The 20,888-nt window shown below is 45.8% G+C and carries 19 protein-coding genes and 1 riboswitch; of the genes, 6 read left to right on the top strand and 13 right to left on the bottom strand.

The features are described 5' to 3' along the window. Nucleotides 1-22: 22 nt before the first annotated feature. Genes glmS through AOC29_RS10745 form a run of 5 tightly spaced genes read right to left on the bottom strand, consistent with a single transcriptional unit; the run spans nt 23 to nt 5,511 of the window. Complete coding sequence (glmS, locus tag AOC29_RS10725; RefSeq protein ID WP_215295973.1) at nt 23-1,855, bottom strand: glutamine--fructose-6-phosphate transaminase (isomerizing); 1,833 nt, start codon at nt 1,853-1,855, stop codon at nt 23-25. Further along, the gene (gene glmU, locus AOC29_RS10730; protein WP_215295974.1) at nt 1,855-3,351 is read right to left on the bottom strand and encodes a bifunctional UDP-N-acetylglucosamine diphosphorylase/glucosamine-1-phosphate N-acetyltransferase GlmU; all 1,497 of its coding nucleotides are present in this window, start codon (nt 3,349-3,351) and stop codon (nt 1,855-1,857) included. The genes glmS and glmU overlap by 1 nt, the downstream gene beginning before the upstream one ends. Then, a complete protein-coding gene (ttcA, locus tag AOC29_RS10735) occupies nt 3,348-4,256 on the bottom strand; it encodes a tRNA 2-thiocytidine(32) synthetase TtcA (protein ID WP_215295975.1) in 909 nt (302 codons plus the stop codon). Before ttcA ends, glmU begins: the two co-directional genes overlap by 4 nt. Before the next feature lie 26 nt (nt 4,257-4,282). After that, nucleotides 4,283-4,678 carry a dihydroneopterin aldolase gene (locus tag AOC29_RS10740; RefSeq protein WP_215295976.1) on the bottom strand — a complete coding sequence of 132 codons (396 nt, stop codon included), beginning with the start codon at nt 4,676-4,678 and terminating at the stop codon, nt 4,283-4,285. Between the two features lie 23 nt (nt 4,679-4,701). Then, nucleotides 4,702-5,511, bottom strand: coding sequence for an SDR family oxidoreductase (locus AOC29_RS10745; protein WP_215295977.1), 810 nt, complete (start codon nt 5,509-5,511; stop codon nt 4,702-4,704). 25 nt (nt 5,512-5,536) lie between these two features. Between AOC29_RS10745 and AOC29_RS10750 the strand changes: the two genes are divergently transcribed. Further along, entirely contained in the window at nt 5,537-6,724 is a 1,188-nt protein-coding gene (locus tag AOC29_RS10750; protein WP_215295978.1) for a class I SAM-dependent methyltransferase, read from the top strand. 3 nt (nt 6,725-6,727) lie between these two features. Here AOC29_RS10750 and AOC29_RS10755 read toward each other — a convergent pair whose 3' ends face one another. From AOC29_RS10755 to AOC29_RS10765, 3 genes are read right to left on the bottom strand one after another with little or no spacing between them, the layout of a single operon-like run. After that, nucleotides 6,728-7,855, bottom strand: a complete 1,128-nt coding sequence (locus tag AOC29_RS10755; RefSeq protein ID WP_215295979.1) for a polynucleotide adenylyltransferase — start codon at nt 7,853-7,855, stop codon at nt 6,728-6,730. Beyond that, a complete protein-coding gene (locus tag AOC29_RS10760; protein ID WP_215295980.1) occupies nt 7,855-8,763 on the bottom strand; it encodes a complex I NDUFA9 subunit family protein in 909 nt (302 codons plus the stop codon). Before AOC29_RS10760 ends, AOC29_RS10755 begins: the two co-directional genes overlap by 1 nt. A 25-nt stretch (nt 8,764-8,788) precedes the next feature. Next, nucleotides 8,789-10,750: a lytic transglycosylase domain-containing protein gene (locus AOC29_RS10765; RefSeq protein ID WP_251369998.1), complete on the bottom strand. Its 1,962-nt coding sequence runs from the start codon at nt 10,748-10,750 to the stop codon at nt 8,789-8,791. 14 nt (nt 10,751-10,764) lie between these two features. On the opposite strand from AOC29_RS10765, the gene AOC29_RS10770 reads away from it, so the two are divergent. Continuing rightward, nucleotides 10,765-11,451: a 5-formyltetrahydrofolate cyclo-ligase gene (locus AOC29_RS10770; protein WP_251369999.1), complete on the top strand. Its 687-nt coding sequence runs from the start codon at nt 10,765-10,767 to the stop codon at nt 11,449-11,451. Here the strand turns inward: AOC29_RS10770 and metF are convergent. The 3 genes from metF to metK form a co-directional block, all read right to left on the bottom strand. Continuing rightward, a complete protein-coding gene (gene metF / locus AOC29_RS10775; protein WP_215295981.1) occupies nt 11,440-12,270 on the bottom strand; it encodes a methylenetetrahydrofolate reductase [NAD(P)H] in 831 nt (276 codons plus the stop codon). The genes AOC29_RS10770 and metF overlap by 12 nt on opposite strands. A gap of 34 nt (nt 12,271-12,304) precedes the next feature. After that, nucleotides 12,305-13,750, bottom strand: coding sequence for an adenosylhomocysteinase (gene ahcY / locus AOC29_RS10780; RefSeq protein WP_215295982.1), 1,446 nt, complete (start codon nt 13,748-13,750; stop codon nt 12,305-12,307). A gap of 61 nt (nt 13,751-13,811) precedes the next feature. Further along, nucleotides 13,812-13,924: riboswitch (S-adenosyl-L-homocysteine riboswitch) on the bottom strand. Between the two features lie 86 nt (nt 13,925-14,010). Continuing rightward, on the bottom strand, nt 14,011-15,177 hold the full coding sequence (gene metK, locus AOC29_RS10785) for a methionine adenosyltransferase (protein WP_215295983.1): 1,167 nt from the start codon (nt 15,175-15,177) through the stop codon (nt 14,011-14,013). A 217-nt stretch (nt 15,178-15,394) separates the two neighbouring features. Between metK and AOC29_RS10790 the strand changes: the two genes are divergently transcribed. The 3 genes from AOC29_RS10790 to dapF are packed head-to-tail and all read left to right on the top strand — an operon-like array spanning nt 15,395 to nt 18,071. Then, complete coding sequence (locus AOC29_RS10790; RefSeq protein ID WP_251370000.1) at nt 15,395-16,240, top strand: lipid A biosynthesis acyltransferase; 846 nt, start codon at nt 15,395-15,397, stop codon at nt 16,238-16,240. Between the two features lie 19 nt (nt 16,241-16,259). Next, nucleotides 16,260-17,159 (top strand): lipid A biosynthesis acyltransferase, encoded by a 900-nt coding sequence (locus AOC29_RS10795; protein ID WP_215295984.1) that lies wholly within the window; start codon nt 16,260-16,262, stop codon nt 17,157-17,159. 57 nt (nt 17,160-17,216) lie between these two features. Next, entirely contained in the window at nt 17,217-18,071 is an 855-nt protein-coding gene (dapF, locus tag AOC29_RS10800) for a diaminopimelate epimerase (protein WP_215297527.1), read from the top strand. Between the two features lie 17 nt (nt 18,072-18,088). Here the strand turns inward: dapF and pyrE are convergent, their stop codons facing one another. Then, nucleotides 18,089-18,757: an orotate phosphoribosyltransferase gene (gene pyrE / locus AOC29_RS10805; RefSeq protein WP_215295985.1), complete on the bottom strand. Its 669-nt coding sequence runs from the start codon at nt 18,755-18,757 to the stop codon at nt 18,089-18,091. An 8-nt stretch (nt 18,758-18,765) separates the two neighbouring features. Here pyrE and AOC29_RS10810 point away from each other — a divergent pair, with 8 nt between their 5' ends. Further along, the gene (locus AOC29_RS10810) at nt 18,766-19,548 is read left to right on the top strand and encodes an exodeoxyribonuclease III (RefSeq protein WP_215295986.1); all 783 of its coding nucleotides are present in this window, start codon (nt 18,766-18,768) and stop codon (nt 19,546-19,548) included. Between the two features lie 18 nt (nt 19,549-19,566). Here AOC29_RS10810 and AOC29_RS10815 read toward each other — a convergent pair whose 3' ends face one another. Beyond that, the gene (locus tag AOC29_RS10815; protein ID WP_215295987.1) at nt 19,567-20,886 is read right to left on the bottom strand and encodes an MFS transporter; all 1,320 of its coding nucleotides are present in this window, start codon (nt 20,884-20,886) and stop codon (nt 19,567-19,569) included. Between the last annotated feature and the right edge of the window lie 2 nt (nt 20,887-20,888).

A 20,888-nucleotide genomic window follows, 5' to 3' on the forward strand; every position in this document is an offset into this window, starting at 1 on the left:
GTCCTGATTTATCTGCTTAAATTTATTCGACTGTCACACTCTTGGCTAAGTTTCTAGGCTTATCAACATCAGTGCCGCGAGCACACGCAGTGTGATAAGCCAACAACTGCAGTGGGACCACATGTAGGATGGGCGAAAGATTGCCATAGTGTTCAGGCAAGCGAATCACATGAATACCATCGCTGCTGACGATCTCAGTATCTTGATCGGCAAATACATATAACTTTCCACCACGCGCCTTTACTTCTTGCATATTGGACTTCAACTTCTCTAGCAAGTCATCTTTAGGAGCAACCGTAATGACTGGCATCTTGTCTGTCACTAATGCCAGCGGTCCATGCTTTAGCTCACCCGCAGGATAGGCTTCCGCATGTATATAGGAAATCTCTTTTAACTTCAATGCGCCTTCCAACGCGATTGGGTAATGCATGCCACGACCTAAGAAGAGCGCATTCTCGCATTTAGAAAAAACATCGCTCCAAGCAATGATTTGTGGCTCAAGTGCTAGCGCTGCATGCAACGCTTTTGGTAAATGGCGTAATTCTCGGAGAAGCTCTTTCTCTTTTTCTGCAGAAACTTTTCCAGCACGCTTAGCAATCGAAATCGCCAAAAGATAGAGCGCTAGCAATTGCGTGGTGAATGCTTTAGTAGATGCAACGCCAATTTCAGTACCTGCTTTGGTTAAGAAATGCCACCTGGTTTCACGAACCATCGCACTACTCGCAACGTTGCAGATAGCCAAAGTATATGGATGGCCAAGAGCCTTAGCATGGCGCAAGGCTGCCAAGGTATCCGCTGTCTCGCCTGATTGCGAGACCACCACGATTAAAGTCTTCGGATTAGGTACCGTTGTCCGATAACGATATTCACTCGCGATTTCTACTTGAGTAGGAATACCGGCAAGATCCTCCAACCAATACTTAGCAACGCACGCAGAGTAATAACTCGTGCCGCAAGCCAGAATTAAAATCTGGTCAAAAGCTTTCCAATCATCAGCGTTCGCGCCAAATAACTCTGGACCAAATGAAGCAATGTTGGTAAGAGTATCCCCAATTGCCCTTGGTTGCTCAAAAATTTCTTTTTGCATGTAATGCTGATAAGGGCCCAGGTCTACAGAATCTGCTTGTGCCGGCATTGGTTTGCGATCACGCTCCACAGATTCACCCGCCTGATTAATTACTTCAACGCTATCTGCCTTGAGAACAGCGACATCACCCTCTTCTAAATACATCATCGCATGAGCGCGACCAGCTAAGGCTAGGGCATCGGATGCAAGAAAATTTTCCTGATCGCCAAGCGCCACAACTAAAGGCGAACCTACACGTGCCCCAACCAAAGTTGCGGGGCTGTCTTGTGCGATCACCCCGATTGCATAAGCACCATGCAGCTTAGGTAATACCGCTCTAACCGACTGTGCAATATCCTTTTGGCCAGTACTCACATATTGCTGATGAATCAAATGGGCAATCACTTCGGTGTCAGTCTCAGAAGTAAAGACATAGCCACCCGTTTTTAATCCTGTGCGCAGCGCTTCGTAGTTTTCAATAATGCCGTTGTGAACAACCGCAACCAAATTATTTGAAATATGAGGATGTGCATTTTGTGTATCCGGCTTACCATGGGTTGCCCAGCGTGTATGAGCGATACCTAGGGTGCCACGAAAGTCTTTGCCTTGTTCAGCCAGCTCAGAAACACGTGCGGTGGTGCGCGCTCTTTCAATGGGGTGCTTAGCATCATCACCATTGATTACTGCAAAACCACAAGAGTCATACCCGCGATACTCAAGACGACGCAAACCCTCAACTAAAACATCAACAATATTTTTGTGAGATGCCGCCCCAATAATACCGCACATTATTTTTTACCCTTTACAGCTTTCTTTGCTACTTTTTTTACTACTTTCTTCACAGTCTTTTTGACCGCAACTTTTTTTGTCGCCAGTGTTTTCTTTTTTTTTGTGGGGCGCTGCCATGGCAAAGAAATTTGTTTTGCTCTTGAGATCGTCAATTGATTAGCAGGCGCATCTTTAGTCAAGGTGGTGCCAGCGCCTAATGTAGCGCCGCGTCCAACTCTCACCGGGGCAACCAACTGAGTATCTGAGCCAATGAAGGCATCGTCTTCAATAATGGTCTGGTGCTTATTTACTCCATCGTAATTACAAGTAATCGTGCCGGCACCAATATTGACTCTTGAGCCCACAATAGAATCACCAACATAAGCCAAGTGATTGGCTTTGCTATTAGCTGCAATTTTGCTGTTCTTCACTTCGACAAAATTACCGATGTGAACATCATTCGATAAATCTGCACCAGGTCGTAAGCGAGCATATGGCCCAATCACTGATTGATTGCCAACCTTTGCGCCGTCTAAATGACTATAAGGATGAACAACAACATCTTTACCAATCACGCTGTTACGAATCACGCAATATGGGCCAATCTTTGTGCCCGATGCCAATGTAACGCAACCCTCAAATACACAACCGACATCGATAGAAACATCATTACCGCACTCTAAGGTCCCGCGCACATCTATACGCGCTGGGTCAGCAAGAGATACGCCGGCATCCATTAATTGATTGGCAATATTAAGTTGATGAATTCGCTCTAAAGCGGCTAGTTGATCACGACTATTCACACCGACAGTTTCAAACTCGGCATCAGCTTGCGTAGTTCGAATGGGCACACCATCCTTAACAGCCATTGCGATGACATCCGTTAAATAGTATTCACCCTGAGCATTGCTTGCACGCAATGCTTTGAGCCATTTATTCAGAGCATTGGTTGGCAATACCATAATGCCGGTATTAATTTCATGAATGGTTTTTTGAGCGGATGTTGCATCCTTCTCTTCAACAATCTCTTTAACAGAGCCATCGGTATCGCGCACAATGCGCCCATAGCCTGTTGGATTATTTAAATTCTGAGTAAGAAGTGCTAACGCAGAATCTTTGCCACGTACACCATCAGCTAGCTTAGTCAATTTACTTAAAGTCTTTTGGGTTGTCAGCGGCACATCGCCGTACAAAACTAAAGTAGGTTCTTGTAAATCAAGCTTAGGCAGTGCCTGCAGCAGTGCATGCCCAGTACCCTTTTGTTGGGCCTGCAAAGCGGTGCTCACGCTACTAAATCTGGAATCTTCCTTAGCGGCACTGAATAGGAATTCTTTGACATCTGCAGCGCCATGCCCCACAACCACAATCGGTCCATTTTTAGAGGACTTTCCTTGCAGAGATAAAGCGGTATTAAGCACATGCTGTAGAAGGGGCTTACCTGCCAGAGTTTGCAGGACCTTGGGCAAGGCAGATTTCATCCGCTTTCCTTGCCCAGCAGCCAATATGACGATATTCATAAAGGGGGATTATAAGTCCCCTGAATCAGGGTTCCACATGCCAATTCGTCTAAATCCGCCTCATCAATTGCCTTGTCGCCTGCGGACCTCGCAGCAATTCCAGTCAACTCAGTATCAATCTCCAGACCCTGAAAATCAAAAGCTTCCCCATCCATAAGGTGGGAAGGCACGATATGGTGCATTGAGCGGAATAGATTCTCTACACGACCAGGATACTTCTTTTCCCAATCGCGGAGCATTTCTTTCATCGCCTGGCGCTGCAGATTAGGCTGACTGCCGCACAAATCACAGGGAATGATCGGGAAGTTCATATCAACCGCATATCGTTCCAACAATTTTTCTGGAACATAAGCTAGAGGTCGAATCACAATATGCTTGCCATCGTCTGAGCGTAACTTAGGCGGCATTCCTTTGAGCTTGCCCGCATAGAACATATTGAGCATCAGGGTTTCTAGAATGTCGTCGCGATGATGACCTAAGGCAATCTTGGTTGCGCCCAACTCATCGGCAACACGATACAAAATACCGCGACGCAAACGAGAACACAAACCACAGGTCGTTTTACCTTCAGGGATAACGCGCTTGACGATACTGTAGGTATCTTGCTCTTCAATGTGAAATGGAATGCCTAAACTCTTAAGATAATTAGGCAAGGTCTCCGCAGGAAAATTAGGCTGCTTCTGATCTAAGTTCACTGCAACGATTTCAAAATGGATAGGTGCACGCTCGCGAAGCTTCATCAAGACATCTAGCATGGCATAGCTATCTTTACCCCCAGATACACACACCATCACCTTATCGCCGTCTTCGATCATGCCAAAGTCACCAATGGCTTGACCCACCAAGCGGCAGAGTTTTTTCTCTAGCTTGTTTTCTTCGAAGACAACTTTACGAATATCGCCCATGACAATTGAATTCTTTTCTAATTTCTCTATGCTGATTTAATCCGAAACACCTCAACCCCTACTGAATGGCAGTCCGGGTAAACGTCGGGCTTAGCAGTGCTTACGCACGCAGCCAGGACCTTGGGGTGCAATAACATCGCGGTCACGATATCGTCGCAAAAGGTTTCTTGCAGATGGATATGGCCCTTAGAGGCTCGCGCCTTAATGGTCTCACGCATGAAGTCATAATCTACTACTTCATCCAATTGATCATTTGTTGGTGTATTCATATCCAGCGGAATATACAAATCGATATTTAAAATCACGCGTTGCTCTGCCTTCTTCTCAAAATCATGGACGCCGATATTGATGTAGATCTCGTAATCCCGCAAAAATAAACGGCGGCAATCAGCGAGGGCAGGATGAGAAAGAATAGCGTGCATAGATAGTTACTTTATAGAAATACTTAATTCGTTTTAAACATCACATCACGTGATGAAGATAGTAGATGTTGTCCACCATCTACATAGAGAGTCGTTCCAGTAATTGCGCTTGATTCGGCCAAAAATACAGCAGCCTTAGCAATGTCAGAGGGTGTAGATGATTTACCTAGTGGTGTCATTTGATGGGCTTTAGAGAAACCACTATCAGTTTGATCGCCAGAAGGCAAAGAAATGCCTGGGGCCAATCCCACCACCCTTAAGTGCGGAGCAAAATCCATTGCCAACACTTCGACAGAAGTTGCCAACGCTGCTTTTGATAAGGTGTATGACAAATAATCAGGATTGAGATTAATGAGCTTTTGATCTAGCATTTGAATGGCGGAAGGTACAGCATCTGATTGATCCCCATTGATTTTCTGAAACTCAAACATCAACTGGGACAGCAGAATTGGCGCAGTTAGATTGACTTGCATGTGCTCCTGCAGACTCTGAGAAGTCAGTGGCACATTGGAGTTAGCGCGATCGTATTCAAAAATTGATGCGTTGTTTACTAGGCAATGCAGATTCGTAAATTGTTTACTCACTTGAGAAAAAAGATTTTTAACAGCTTGCTCATCAGCCAAATCAGCCTGAAAGGCTACTGACTTCACACCAAGGCTCTGAATTTGAGCTACGGTTTCTTGAGCTTCTCTTTCAGATCGCCCATAATGAACGGCCACATCCCAGCCTTGGCGGGCGAACTGCATAGCAATTTCTTGACCTAGGCGCTTGGCGGCGCCGGTCACTAAAACGGCTTTTCGTTGCTGGGAAGGGGTGTTTGAACTAGGGTTCAATTAAATTCTCTTAGACTAGCGAGCTATGGATATTACCTTGACCAGCCTCGAAATGGAGCACAGTGAGCTTCTGAAGGCCAAAATAGCCTCTGAGATCGCCTCCCAAGATGCTTGGATTCCCTTTTCCCGCTATATGGAGATGGCTCTGTATGAGCCTGGAATGGGCTATTACAGCGCTGGCGCGCACAAGTTGGGTTCTGGTGGGGACTTCACCACGGCACCAGAACTAAGCCCGCTATTTGGTGCAGCCATTTGCACTACGCTCATTCCAGTTCTTGAAGGACTTAAAGCCCAAGGTCTACAAACCCAAATTTTGGAATTCGGGGCTGGCACCGGTAAATTAGCTGCCTCCATTCTGACTCGCTTACAAGATCTTGATTTCGCATTAGACCGTTATGACATCGTAGAGATCTCTCCCGACTTAGCGCAACGTCAACAAGATTTCATCGGCAAAACTATTAAACAACTCCATAGTCAAACTCAATGCGATTGGCTTAGCGAACTACCTCAAGATTTCAAGGGCATCATTTTGGCAAACGAGGTGATCGATGCCATTCCGTGCGATGCCATCATTTATCAAAATGGGTTTTGGTATTGGCATGGCGTTACTGTTGAAAATAATAATTTCACTTGGAAAAGAGGTTCACCTGTTGAGCAGGATTTGCTCCCAGAGACTTTATTAAGTGGGAATTTTTCAGAGGGCTACGTCACTGAATTGCATGCCCCCGCAAATGCATGGATGCATCAAGTTACACAGCAACTTCACAGCGGTTTGTTCCTAACTTTTGATTACGGCTTTCCAGAAGGTGAGTATTACCATCCACAAAGACTGGAGGGCACTTTAATGGCCCACCATCGTCATCATGCTATTCAAGACCCTTTTCATCTTCCAGGTCTATGTGATCTCACAACACACGTGGAGTGGTCACAAATTGCTCGCAGCGCTCTCGCAGAAAATGCCGACGATGTATTCCTCACAAACCAAGCTGCTTATCTCTTAGATGCAGGCATTGGTGACATTGCTTTGGCGATTGGCGACCCTAATAATCCAACAACGTTTTTACCAATTTCTAACTCATTACAGAAATTGTTATCCGAAGCAGAAATGGGTGAGCTATTTAAAGTCTTTGCTTTCACTAAAAACTTAGAACAGTTATTGCCAGGCTACACGCTAGAGGATCTGCCTGGATTACGCGGCAGAAATAGACTCTAAAACTTAAGTCTGGAGTGCTGAAGTAATTGCCGCTAATCTTGCAAGCTCAAATGCGCTACCGATTCGCTCACCATTAGATCGATCTTCTGCTGCGACACCAGCAATAATTTCGGCAGTATTAAGTGCTTGAGCGTTCCGCATTGCCTTGATCAAGGCGGCAACATTCAACCCTATCTTTGCAGCAAGATTTAATAATTGTTGTCCGCGATCAGGCTTGCGCCAAACATCGGCACGATTCAACCAAGCTAAGACATCCACCGCCTGAAAACGGCTATGGCATTTATCAATGAATGTAATGAGCTCACTAAAGATTTCACTAAAATCACGAACCTCAATAGGCATCCGAACACATTCTGCCCACGAACGAATCTCGCTGGCAGGCACATTCATTAAGGCAATTGCGCAACGATCATCTAATGCATCTCCAATCGAATCAAAATGGGCAATCAACTGTTCACGAAATTTTTCTTGAGCCAGTTGCACGTTTAATGTTGGTGAAAGAATCGTTTTAGCAGCGCCCGTGTTTAACAATACTTGGAACATATGCATTGGCTTGCTCGCAACCAAACCTCTAGCGAGTTCTTGCCAGATCCGCTCTGCGGATAAAGCATTTAATTCGCCGGCCTGAACGATGGCTTTTAATGAGAGCATCGTTTCATCTGCCACACTAAATTCTGGAAAGCGTGCGGCAAAACGAGCGATACGCAATAAACGCAATGGATCTTCTGCAAAAGCATCTGATACATGCCGAAAGACTTTTGCTGCTAAATCTTTTTGTCCGCCATAAGGATCCAAAATAGGTCCGCATAGCTTTCCATCACCATCGACTTCTTGGGCCATGGCATTAATCGTTAAATCACGACGCTGCAGATCTTGCTCTAAAGTGACTGAAGGGTCCGCATAAAAATGGAAGCCTTTATAGCCTTTGCCCGTCTTACGTTCAGTGCGCGCTAAAGCATATTCAGCTTGAGTCTTGGGATGCAAAAAAACGGGGAAATCTTTTCCAACTGGTCGAAAGCCATTCGCAATCATTTCCTCAACGCTGGAGCCCACTACTACGTAGTCAATATCATGGACTGGTAAACCCATGAGGGTATCTCGAATGGCACCGCCAACGGCGTAAATCTTCATTACTGCATACCCTCTAGGGTGCGGCGGCTCATTTTGAACACTTCAGTCAAAGCATCTCTACCGTTCACAGGCAAAGTATTGGGCAACTGCATAGAAGCAATGTTGTCGCGTGACATCAAGGTTGGCACAGGCAAAAACTCAAAGGCTAAAGCCTGGAGATATCCCACAAAAGCCGGCACGGGAATAATGGCACAAGAAGTCTTGGCTTTGCGTGCAGCAAACTCCACAATCTCTTTCATCGTATAAACCGTAGGGCCTACTAAATCATAAGACTGATGAATGGTTTGTGGCATCGCTAAAGATTTTACAAATGCGATTGCGACATCATCCACGCTCACTGGCTGAAACTTTGCTTGATGGTTTGCCAAAGGCATTGCTGGAAACAATTTGGCAAGCTTAGCAAATAAATTAATGAATTGATCTTGCGCGCCGAAAATAACTGAGGGTCTAAAAATAGTCCAATCTACATTACTAGCCTTAACCGCCGCCTCTCCATCACCCTTACTCCGTTGATACATAGAGGGTCCATTGGAGTCGGCACCAAGCGCACTCATGTGCAGATAGCGCTTTAGCCCATGGAGTTGCATCGCAGTAATAATATTTTTTGGTAAATCTACGTGTGCAGCTTTAAATACTTTCCCATAAGGCTGAGCCGGTTTGTCGTGCAATACGCCAACTAAGTTGATGACTGCGCCATTGGGTTTTATACGAGCACACAATGACTGCAATTCATCAAACTCATGAATGTCAGCATCCTCAATATGTATCTTCGGTAGCATACGTAACTCACGCCCAGCCGCAGGATGACTAGACGGAATTAATACTGAATAGCCCGCAACTTGAAGCTGTGCAGCTAACACACGGCCCACAAATCCATTGCCACCAATGAGTAAAATATCGTATTGCATAGAGCCTTCTTTTATAAACGTATCGTTAAGGTAACTCAGATTGTGTCGCAGCTTTAGGCGTAATCACACCTAAACGTTGCTTTAATGATTGTGCTTGTCCGTTCATTACCGATGAATAGTAATTCGCATTGGACAATACATTCTTTACATAAGTACGTGTTTCATTAAATGGAATCGTTTCAGCAAAGATGGCGCCTTCAGTAGGCCCTGTGAGCTTTTCGCGCCAAGCCTTAGACCGCGAAGGGCCTGCGTTATACGCAGCTGAAGCCAGCACCCAAGAGCCGTCCAAATCAATCAACACCATATTGAGGTAATTGCTGCCCAAGGTCAGATTGGTATTGGTATCGGTCAACTTATCGTTGGTGTAATTCGTCATTCCAATTTTCTTGGCGACATACTTTGCGGTGTTAGGCATGACTTGCATCAAGCCAGAAGCGCCAACTGAAGAAGAGGCATTCATGATGAAGCGTGACTCCTGACGAATGAGTCCATAAGCCCAAGCAAGATTCAAATCAATCTGCCTTGCAATTGGAGAAAGCTCATCACGGTATGGCGTCGGGTAACGCAAACTAAAATCATGCTCTTGCTTGGTTCGATCTGCAGTATTGACCACGCGATCATAGAGATTGACTCGTTTGGCATACTCTGCGGCAGCCAATAGCTGCTTATCTGTCATGTTCCGTAATTCCCAATTCCACTCACGATTACCTTCAAAACGTAAGTTCATCGCATAAAGGCGCTCACCACGAATAAATCCCTTATGGCTAGCCATGGCATCAATTTCAGACTCAGTTACCTTGGTGCGACTTGGTGCATGGTTCGATTTGCCCAACTCTTCACGAGCGAGCTGACCATAAAAGTTGTATTGATCAGCAATCATCTCAAAGCTATCTTTAGCCTTGGCATCCTGACCCTCAGCCTTTGATGCACGACCGTACCAATAGGTCCAAGCAGGATCTTTGCTGCGTATCACAGGGTTCATACCATCGATAGCATTCTTCACCAAGACCCAGTCTTTAGCACGTAATGCAGCACGCACTTTCCATTCTTGCGATTCAACCGAGAGCAGTTCGTTATAGCCCAGAGCTTGTTGCAATCGATAAGCGTCATCTGCATTTGGGTCTAATTTCTTCGCCAAAAATTGTCCAATAACACCCCATGCCACCGCTTGATTCTCTTTGCTATAGCGCGATGATGTTTGCAAGAAATCTCGATAGGCTTTTGATGGATCGGCTTTAGCCGCCCTCACAATCTCGCCAATAGGGTCATCACCACCAAGACGTTTCGCCATGGTGTCAAAACCTCTTTCGCTGGCAGCACGACCAATCGCCTTTGCCTCACTTGGCGTCATACCGCCTGCCGCTACTAGTGAAGGCACTAACTCTTGGCAGGCTTGACCGAAGTAACTGGGGTCCAACAAGATTGCCCGTGAATCAATTGCTAATTTTGTTGGGTTCTCACCTTGCGAAAGCTTGGATACCAAGGAATAGCATTTCACTTGAGTATCGTCATCTAAAACAAACTTGGCGTACTCAGCATCAAATCGCGCCCAGTCTTTGCGCTTACCCAGCACCAGTAGCCAATCATTGCGCATACGATCTGCTAAAGCAGTGCCTTGATATTGATTTAAGAATGCAACTACCTGAGTATCGGCACTGTAGTCATTTCGCGGCCCTCCAGCGCTATCAAACAACTGAGGCTTGATACGGAAATAAGCTACATAGTCATCAAAAGGATAGTTGGCTAAATTGGCTGACAACTGCTGCGTACGAAACACATCATTTTTTCTGGCTGCCTCACGTAAGTCGATAAACATCCTATCGGCGTCAGTAATTTCAGCTGGGGCGGCCTTACTCTCATAGGATTTAGGTAGAACTGGCTTTTTCAATTTTTCTGCAAATGCTTGGGGCGCATTGAAGACTAGGCCCAAAATCAGAATCTTGGCCCATTGTTGGCATATGCGAATTTTTAACTTCTTTTTCAACATCTAACCCTATATCGATGGATGAGGCATTTTGTTACGCTAACTTGATTACTACATCTATTGATTTTCGCCTGATAATGGTCGATATGCACGGTAATTCACCAAAAACTCTTCGCCAAGAATTGTTAAAGCAACGCAAAGAATTTGCGGCGAGGGCAAACTATACCCATACCACAGAACTCCTGCTAAGTAAGCTAAACGCATTTTTAGAATCGGATGGCGCATCCCTGCGCTCGATCGCGCTCTATTGGCCCATTCAGGATGAATTGGATTTGCGTCCTACCTTAATTGCTTGGTCTAAAAACGCATCCGGACGTCTACTCACACTGCCTTTTGCTCGGCCTGATAAGCATCTCGATTTTTATGAATGGAGAGATGGTGACAGCCTAATCCCAAGCAAACATGGTGTGCCAGAACCAGACCCGAATAACTCAGATAGGCCTGCTAGCACACCGGACTGCATCCTGATTCCTTGTGTTGGCTGGTCAAGCTCAACAGCAAACGGTAAAACGCATTACTGGCGTCTAGGTTATGGCGGTGGCTATTTTGATCGAACCCTTGCGAACTTGAGAGAAAACAATCCCAAGCTCATTTGTATTGGGATTGGATTTGATTGGCAAAAACTGGATGATACCCAGTGGGCGGCTCAAACACACGATGAGCCTTTGGATATACTACTGACTGAGTCAGGCTTACTTCGTTAGATCGAGGTTGTCGGCGATTGCTAAAACTGCATCTGCTTGATTCAAAGAATAGAAATGTAAGCCTGGTGCGCCAGCGGTCAGAAGCTGGTCACACAGATCCGTCACCACCTGTTCACCAAACGCACGTATAGATGCAATGTCATCGCCATATGACTGGAGGCGCAAGCGAATCCAACGTGGAATCTCAGCGCCACAGGCGTCTGAAAAACGTAGCAACTGCGTACTATTCGTAATCGGCATGATGCCGGCAATAATGGGCTGCGTAACACCTAAGTCATAAGCCTCATCGACAAAACGAAAGTAGGCATCACTGTTATAAAAATACTGCGTTACAGCAGAATTAGCCCCTGCCTTCATTTTTTGCACAAAGAAATCTATATCGCTTGCAGGCGACTTTGCCTGTGGATGAGTCTCTGGATAGGCTGCCACATCAATATGAAACCAATCACCTGTTTCCGCACGAATAAATTCAACTAATTCATTGGCATGATGAAACTCACCGTACTGGCCCATGCCAGATGGTAAGTCACCACGGAGAGCCACGATACGTTTTATGCCTAAAGCTTGATACTGCTTCAACATTTCTCTCACACTATCGCGTGAGCTGCCAACACAAGATAAGTGGGGAGCCACTGCAGCGCCTGCAGCATGAATATCACTCACTACTTTTAATGTGCCAGACTGAGTAGAACCACCGGCACCAAAAGTCACAGAATAAAACGCTGGCTTGAGTGTTTCGCTGAAGCGCTCACGCACAAGGCGCAACTTATTCTCACCTTCAGGTGTTTTTGGAGGAAAGAACTCGACGCTTAATTCCATGATCTTGGGCCTAGGTATCTATTAAATGAATGGATTAATAACGATAGTGGTCAGCCTTATATGGGCCTTCCTTCGTTACACCAATGTAGGAAGCCTGCTGATCAGACAACACCGTTAACTCTGCATTGAGAGTCTTGAGCTGTAAACGTGCAACCTTCTCATCCAAATGCTTAGGCAATGTATATACACCGATTGGGTATTTATCTGTACCTACCGCATTCCACAATTCGATTTGCGCGATCACTTGGTTTGCAAATGATGAGCTCATGACATAAGAGGGGTGTCCCGTACCGCAACCTAGGTTTACCAAACGGCCCTTGGCCAAAATGATGATGCGCTTTTCAGGTTGGCCATTGGCAGCCGGGAAAATCACATGGTCAACTTGTGGCTTGATCTCTTCCCATTTGTATTTTTCGATGCCGGCGACGTCGATCTCGTTATCAAAGTGGCCAATGTTACAAACGATCGCTTGATTCTTCATCTTCACCATATGGTCATGTGTAATCACATGATAGTTGCCTGTTGCAGAAACAAAGATATCTGCTTTGTCAGCAGCATAATCCATAGTCACAACACGATAGCCTTCCATAGCTGCTTGTAACGCACAAATCGGATCCACTTCGGTAACCCAAACTTGAGCAGACAAAGCGCGCAATGCTTGGGCCGAACCTTTGCCGACATCGCCATAACCACAAACTACTGCAACCTTGCCGGCAACCATGACGTCGGTAGCACGCTTGATCGCATCAACTAAAGACTCGCGGCAACCATAGAGGTTGTCGAACTTGCTCTTAGTAACTGAGTCGTTCACGTTGATTGCAGGGAATTTCAAATCGCCCTTAGCAAACATTTGATACAGGCGATGCACACCAGTAGTCGTCTCTTCTGTAACGCCCTTTACTTTTTCCAAGCGTGTGGAATACCAAGTTGGATCTTGTGCCAATTTTTTCTTAATGGCAGAGAACAAAATGGTTTCTTCTTCGCTAGTGGGGTGATTCAAGCAAGCTTGATCTTTTTCAGCACGTGCGCCGAGGTGCAGTAACAAAGTCGCATCGCCACCGTCATCCAAAATCATATTGGTATAACCGCCGTCAGCCCATTCAAAAATACGATGGGTGAAATCCCAATATTGCTCAAGGGTCTCACCCTTAATGGCATAGACTGGCGTGCCATTGGCAGCAATTGCAGCTGCAGCATGATCTTGTGTTGAGAAAATATTGCAAGAAGCCCATTGAACTTGGGCTCCGAGAGCCTCTAGGGTCTCAATCAATACTGCGGTTTGAATGGTCATGTGCAATGAACCAGTAATACGGGCACCGCGTAATGGCTGTTGCGCTGAAAACTCATCACGAATAGCGATCAAGCCAGGCATTTCAGTTTCAGCAATCGCAATTTCTTTACGGCCAAAATCAGCTAAAGAAATATCGGCAATTGCGCAACGGGTGGCAACAAAATTATTTAAATCAGAAACGGTATTCATCAATGCTCCAGCTAAAAACGATCCAATGCTGGAGTGCAAACTCGCTAGCCGTTGAATCATGGGTTAGCGAGCGCAGTTGCAATAAGCAAATTCTGGAGGTTGCCCTAGAACTTACTCCCTCCAAGCCTGGGGAAATGCTGGGTCTCAACATTCCTTGCAACGCTCCTTGAAGGTATAGAGAAATTGTAATCAATTTCTCTATATTTCGCCTCAATCCATCTATAAACTGCTTTTGAAGGCTTTCTAAACGGCTTTAGTACTTATAGACCTGCAGCAGCACGTAATGCGGCGGCCTTATCAGTCTGTTCCCAAGTAAATTCTGGCTCTTCACGACCAAAGTGACCGTAAGCAGCCGTCTTGCGATAGATTGGGCGCAAGAGGTTCAGCATTTTCACAATCCCTTTTGGACGCAAATCAAAGTGCTCAGATACTAATTGCGCAATCTTCTCATCAGAGATCTTGCCAGTGCCATAAGTGCTCACCATCACTGAAGTTGGTTTTGCAACGCCAATAGCGTAAGAGATCTGGATCAAACACTTGCTTGCTAAACCGGCAGCAACGACGTTCTTAGCCACATAACGACCGGCATAGGCCGCAGAGCGATCAACCTTAGATGGATCTTTACCAGAGAATGCGCCACCACCGTGAGGGGCTGCACCGCCGTAGGTATCCACAATAATTTTGCGACCAGTTAAACCGCAATCGCCTTGTGGGCCACCAATAACGAAACGGCCAGTAGGATTGACCAAAAAATTAATTGCGCCTTTGATCAAATGCTTTGGCAATACTGGTTTGATGATTTCTTCGATGACTGCTTCACGCAATTTTTCAAGAGAAATATCTTCATCATGCTGAGTAGACAGCACAACCGTATCGATTGAGTCAGGCTTACCGTCCACATAACGTAATGTCACTTGTGACTTGGCATCTGGGCGCAACCATGTCAAACGGCCATCACGACGCAATTGAGATTGACGCTCAACCAAACGGTGTGATAAGTGAATTGGCAAAGGCATAAGCTCAGCCGTCTCATCACAAGCATAACCAAACATTAAGCCTTGGTCGCCAGCGCCTTGATCTAAACCATCATCATGTGCCTTATCAACGCCTTGCGCAATATCTGGACTTTGCTTGTCATAGGCAACTAATACAGCGCATCCTTTGTAATCAATGCCGTAGGCGGTATTGTCGTAGCCAATTTCACGCAAAGTATTGCGAGCCACTTGAATGTAGTCAACGTTAGCGTTAGTAGTAATTTCACCAGCAAGTACTACTAAACCGGTATTACACAAAGTTTCTGCAGCGACGCGTGCTGTTGGATCTTGGGCCAAAATGGCATCCAAAATCGAATCAGAAATTTGGTCTGCTACTTTATCGGGGTGGCCTTCAGAAACAGATTCTGAGGTGAAGAAGTAATCATTTGCCATTGCATATTCCTTTAAAAATTAACACGCTCTGTAGGACAACTCGACGTGCCAGGAACTACAACGGCGACGCTTTAGCAGAATTTTTGAATCGCCCTGCAAGTTGTCTTAACTCGGCGATAACGTAATTCTATCTGAAAAGGGTGTAATCCATCAAGAGGCACTTAAATTTGGTCTCTACAGCCGCATTGAATATCATTGGAGGGTGCGAAAAATCCTTTTGAATTTCGGTCTCAACATCATCTCTGTGCTGCCCCTAGCAGTAGTGCAGGTATTTGGCGCAATTTTGGGTCTTTTGGCTTATTTGGGCTCAAAACAATATCGCTCATTATTTAGGCCTCAATACGAAGCTGTAGTGAATGCCCGCAAACTCCCTTTCAAACTCTGGGAAGCAGTGCGCGCATCGGGCATGCTGTTTTCAGATAGCCTGTGGATCTGGCGCAATCCCAAAAAAGCATTAGCAATCACCACCGTGCACAACTGGAATGTCGTACAGGATGCCATGTCTGAAGGTAAGGGCATGATCATTCTCTGTCCACATCTAGGTGGCTTTGAAATCATTCCTCGCTATCTTGCAAACCATTACCCAGCAACCATCATGTACCGCCCATCTCGCCAAGAATGGCTTAATGAAGTTGTTGAGGCAGGTCGCGCCTACCCTAACATGCATTTTGTCCCAACTAATCTCAACGGCGTCCGCCAAATGACGCGGGCGCTTTCCAAGGGAGAGGCAATCGCCATCCTTCCCGATCAGGTACCAAGCGGCGGTGATGGCATTTGGGCTCATTTTTTTGAACGTCCTGCCTACACAACCACCTTGCCAATTCGTCTTGCGAATCGCCACAACACTCCTGCAGTCATGTTTACAGCAAAAAGAAACGCGCTAGGCAAAGGATGGACGATTGACGCCAAACGTTTAGATGCGTTTTCAGACGATGCCAATATTGCGGTCAAAGAATTAAACACTTCGATTGAAAACGCGATTTTGGTTGCACCAGAACAATTTATTTGGTCTTACAACCGCTATAAGCATCCAGCCGGTGCAGAATTGCCGCCCAGCGTTTAATCAATTTATTATTTTTGAGATGACCTGGTTATCCAACCTCTTCAATTTCTTAGCGCTTAGCTTATTGCGCTTATTTGCCTTTCTGCCATACACCATCACGATTTATGTGGGCTATGGACTTGGTTGGTTGGCAGCCCATATACCCAATAGTCGCGCCCAGGTTGTTAAAACGAATTTGCGACTGTGTTTTCCCAATCTGAGCGAAGTGGAAATTGATCAGCTTGCGCTGGAGCACTGGAAATTATTTGGTCGCAGCGTATTGGAGAGAAGCCGAATTTGGCTTGGCAGTGGCAATCAAATCACCGATATCGTCACGATAAATTCTGCCATTACCTTGGGTGATCGCAAGCCACGCCTACTCATCAACCCCCACTTTGTTGGCCTTGAGGGTGGTTTTATGGCGCTCTCTGTACTGGCTAACCAGCATGATTGGCCAAGGGGTGCAGGCCTCTACCAAAATATGAAGAACCCCTTCTTCAATCAAAAAATGATTGAATGGAGAAATCGCTTTGGGGGTAAATCGATTGAAAGACAAAGTCGACTCCGCGATCTCATCCGTGAAATTCAGACAGGTAACTTTATTTTTATTGCTCCTGATATTGATTTGGGGCCAAGAGACTCAGTCTTTGTCCCTTTCTTCGGTATTCAAACCAACACTATCACTTCCGTATCACGCCTTGCCAAATTGAGCGGAGCTGAGGTGTGTTTAATGACCACTACGCTAAATCAAGATCGCAAAGGCTATACCTGCAATATCAGTGAACCTTTGCCCAACTTTCCAAGCGATGATGTAGAAAAAGATACAGCTCGTCTTAATCTATATATTGAAGAACTTGTTCGAGAAAGACCAGCAGAGTACTATTGGGTTCATAAACGCTTTAAGCATCGCCCTCCTGGTGAGGCTAGCCTTTACGATTAAAGAGATATTTTGAGCGCTCATCAAGCCAACACTGGACGCAAACTTCGCTTCACCAAAATGCATGGTGCTGGCAATGACTTTATCGTGCTCAATGGCATCGATCAAGACCTCAGCGGCATCACACGCGAGCAGTGGCAATCGTTAGCTCATCGTCAATTTGGCATTGGTGCTGATCAAATTCTCTTGGTGGAAAAAGCTACCAGACCCGATGCGGATTTTAAATATCGGATTTTTAATGCAGACGGTGGCGAAGTAGAGCAATGCGGTAATGGCTCGCGTTGTTTTGTGCGCTTCGTATTAGATCAAGGCTTATCCACTAAAAATCCTTTACGTGTCGAAGTTGCACACACTATTCTCTCGCTTAAATCTTATCCAGATGGACAGGTTGAGGTAGATATGGGTGCACCAATTTTTGAGCCTAGCCAAATCCCATTTAATGACAATGGCTTGGCAAGCATGCAAGAGTTTCATGAAACGCTTTACGCCCTTCCCCTAGATCACCCTGCGACACACGATAGTTTTGTTGGTGTTGTATCTATGGGCAATCCACATGCCGTACAAGTCGTAAGTGATATTGGTAGCGCACCTGTTCTTGAAGAAGGGCCTGAAATTGAAAAACACCCTGCGTTTCCAAAAAAGGTAAATGCGGGCTACATGCAGGCTGTTAATCGCAATGAAATTAAATTGCGCGTATACGAACGTGGCGCAGGAGAAACTTTGGCCTGCGGTACTGGTGCTTGCGCGGCTGTAGTGTCGGGGATTCGCAGGGGTTTGTTGGACTCGCCAGTAAAGGTTCATACCCGCGGTGGGGATCTTCAAATTGCCTGGGGCGGGATCGTCAATAACGTTACTCAGCCCGTCATTATGACTGGACCAGCTGTTACCGTATTTGAAGGTGAAACAGAAATCTAAGCTAGCTTTCTGCTTTCTTAGATGCCGTATTTTTCGCGATAGGCTTTTACTGCCGGCAAATAATTTGTTAACTGAGCATCGCTTGAAGCAGTTAAGAAAGACATTAAGCCAGTCAAGTTCGCAATTGAAATGACTGGTAAGTTAAATTCTTGCTCAACCGCTTGCACCGCCGACTGATCACCAATCTCGGTTGCAGTTCCGGATCTTTCCATACGGTCTAAGGCAATCAAGACGGCCGCAGGTTCCGCTCCTGCTTTGCGAATAAGCTCTACGGACTCTCTGACAGAGGTGCCTGCAGAAATAACATCATCAACAATCACTACCCTGCCTTTCACTGGCGCACCCACCAACACCCCACCCTCACCATGATCTTTGGCTTCTTTGCGGTTGTAGGCATACGGTACATTAATCCCGTCGTCAGCCAAAGCAATTGCAGTAGCGGCTACCAAAGTAATGCCTTTGTAGGCAGGGCCATAGAGCATGTCAAATGGAAGTTTGGATTCTTGCAGGGCCTTAGCGTAATAACGACCCAAGGCGCCTAAGCGAGTACCGTCATCAAATCCGCCCGCGTTAAAGAAATAAGGCGAGAGTCTACCGGCTTTAGTTTTAAACTCTCCGAAGGACAAAACCTTTGCCTCCAAGGTAAAACGAATAAAGTTATCTTGATTTGAATTATTTGAGCTCATAGGACTACATGTTACGCATCATTTCCGCGAACCTCAACGGTATCCGTTCTGCAGTCAAAAAAGGCTTTCTACCATGGGCTATGAAGCAAAAAGCAGACTTCATTTGCATGCAAGAGCTCAAGGCTCAGAAAGATGATCTAGAAGATGCCATCCTCAATCCTGACGGCATGCATGGCTTCTTTCATCATGCCGAGAAGAAAGGCTATAGTGGCTGCGGCATCTATACGCCTCATAAGCCTGATGAGGTTCTCTACGGCTATGGCAATGATGAGTTTGATGCTGAAGGGCGTTACGTAGAAGCCAGATACAAGGGGTTATCAGTAATCTCGGTTTATATGCCCTCAGGCTCAAGCTCCCCTGAGCGTCAAGAAGCCAAATATCGTTACCTCGATAGCTTCTTGCCTCACCTTATTAAACTCAAAAAATCCGGGAGAGAAATCGTACTCTGCGGCGACATCAATATTGCACATCACGAGATCGATTTAAAAAACTGGAAAGGTAATGTTAAAAATTCTGGCTTCCTTCCAGAGGAGCGAGCGTGGCTCACTAATCTCTTTGATAAGAACGGCTATGTAGATGTGTATCGCAAACTAGAGCCCAAAGCTGGAGAGTCTTGCTACACCTGGTGGAGTAACCGCGGTCAAGCCTATGCCAAGAATGTGGGGTGGCGCATTGACTATCAGATCAGCACACCAGGCATTGCTACTACTGCCAAGAAAACAGCAGTCTATAAAGATGAGCGCTTTTCAGATCACGCCCCGCTGACGGTCGACTATGACTGGAAGCTTTAAGTATTAAAAAGAAGGAGATTACTCCCCATCTTTTTTAATCTGCACAACCTTAAAGTGAATCGTTGCCCAAATCAGAATGAGGACAGGGGCACCAATGATCGCAGTGCCATAGAAAAAAGCTTGGTACCCGAAGCTGTCAACAAATACACCCGAGAAGCCTGCAAGCCATTTAGGCAGTAACAACATCATCGAACTAAAGAGTGCGTATTGAGTAGCTGAATAACGAATATTTGTCAGCGATGATAAGAAAGCAATAAAGGCAGCGCTAGCAATACCCGAGCTTAAGTTATCAGCTGAGATTACCCAAATCAAACCATGTAAATCATGGCCTTGGGTGGCAAGCCAAGCAAACAGTAAATTGCTTACGGCAGACAGTACTGCCCCTAAAAACAAAATTCGTAAGACGCCAAATCGCAGAGTGAGGACGCCACCTACAAATGCACCAACTAAAGTCATCACGACACCAAACACTTTACTGACTGCCGCTACTTCATCTTTGGTATAGCCCATATCGACATAAAATGGATTAGCCATAATGCCCATTACGACATCGCTAATACGATAGATTGCGATGAGTGACAAAATCAAAATCGCATGCCAACGATAGCGGGTGATGAATTCTGCAAAAGGTTCTATCAAGGTTTGATAAAGCCATGCTTTAGCATTACGCGCTTTGGCTAATTCATAGCGTGCTGGCTCAGTACTTAATAGCGTAGTGAATACGCCAACACCAATGGAGGCGGCCATACAAAGATAAGCGAATTGCCAGGCACTAGCGTCATAACCGCTGCCTGTTTCAGCTCTTGCAGCGAGCCACAATACGCCCGCACCCGCCCAAATCAACGCCAGTCGATAGCCTGTTTGGTAAGTAGCTGCCAAGGCGGCTTGATGATCGCTATTAGCTGATTCAATGCGGAAGGCATCTAAAGCAATATCTTGAGTCGCTGAACCAAATGCCACCAGCAGCGCGCACCAAACAATGGAGTTCAGAGCCAGCTTGGGATCTAAAGAAGACATTCCTACAAGACCCAAAATAATGAGCGCTTGCGCAAAAAGCAACCAACTTCTTCTGCGCCCCAGCAACTGAGTCAAAAAAGGAATTTGCACACGATCCACTAATGGCGCCCAAACCCATTTGAATGCATAGATCAAGCCAACCCAAGTGAGATAGCCAATCGTGCTGCGATCAATACCTGCTTCACGCAACCAAAAACTTAAAGTGCCGAGAATCAGTAAAAGAGGCAAGCCAGCGGAGAAGCCCAGAAACAGCATTCGCAAACATGGCCATTCGAGGTATACCCGAAAATCCTTTAGCCAAGATTGAACTGCACTTAACACCT

The organism is Polynucleobacter sp. JS-JIR-5-A7 (assembly GCF_018687935.1).
GTDB lineage: Bacteria > Pseudomonadota > Gammaproteobacteria > Burkholderiales > Burkholderiaceae > Polynucleobacter.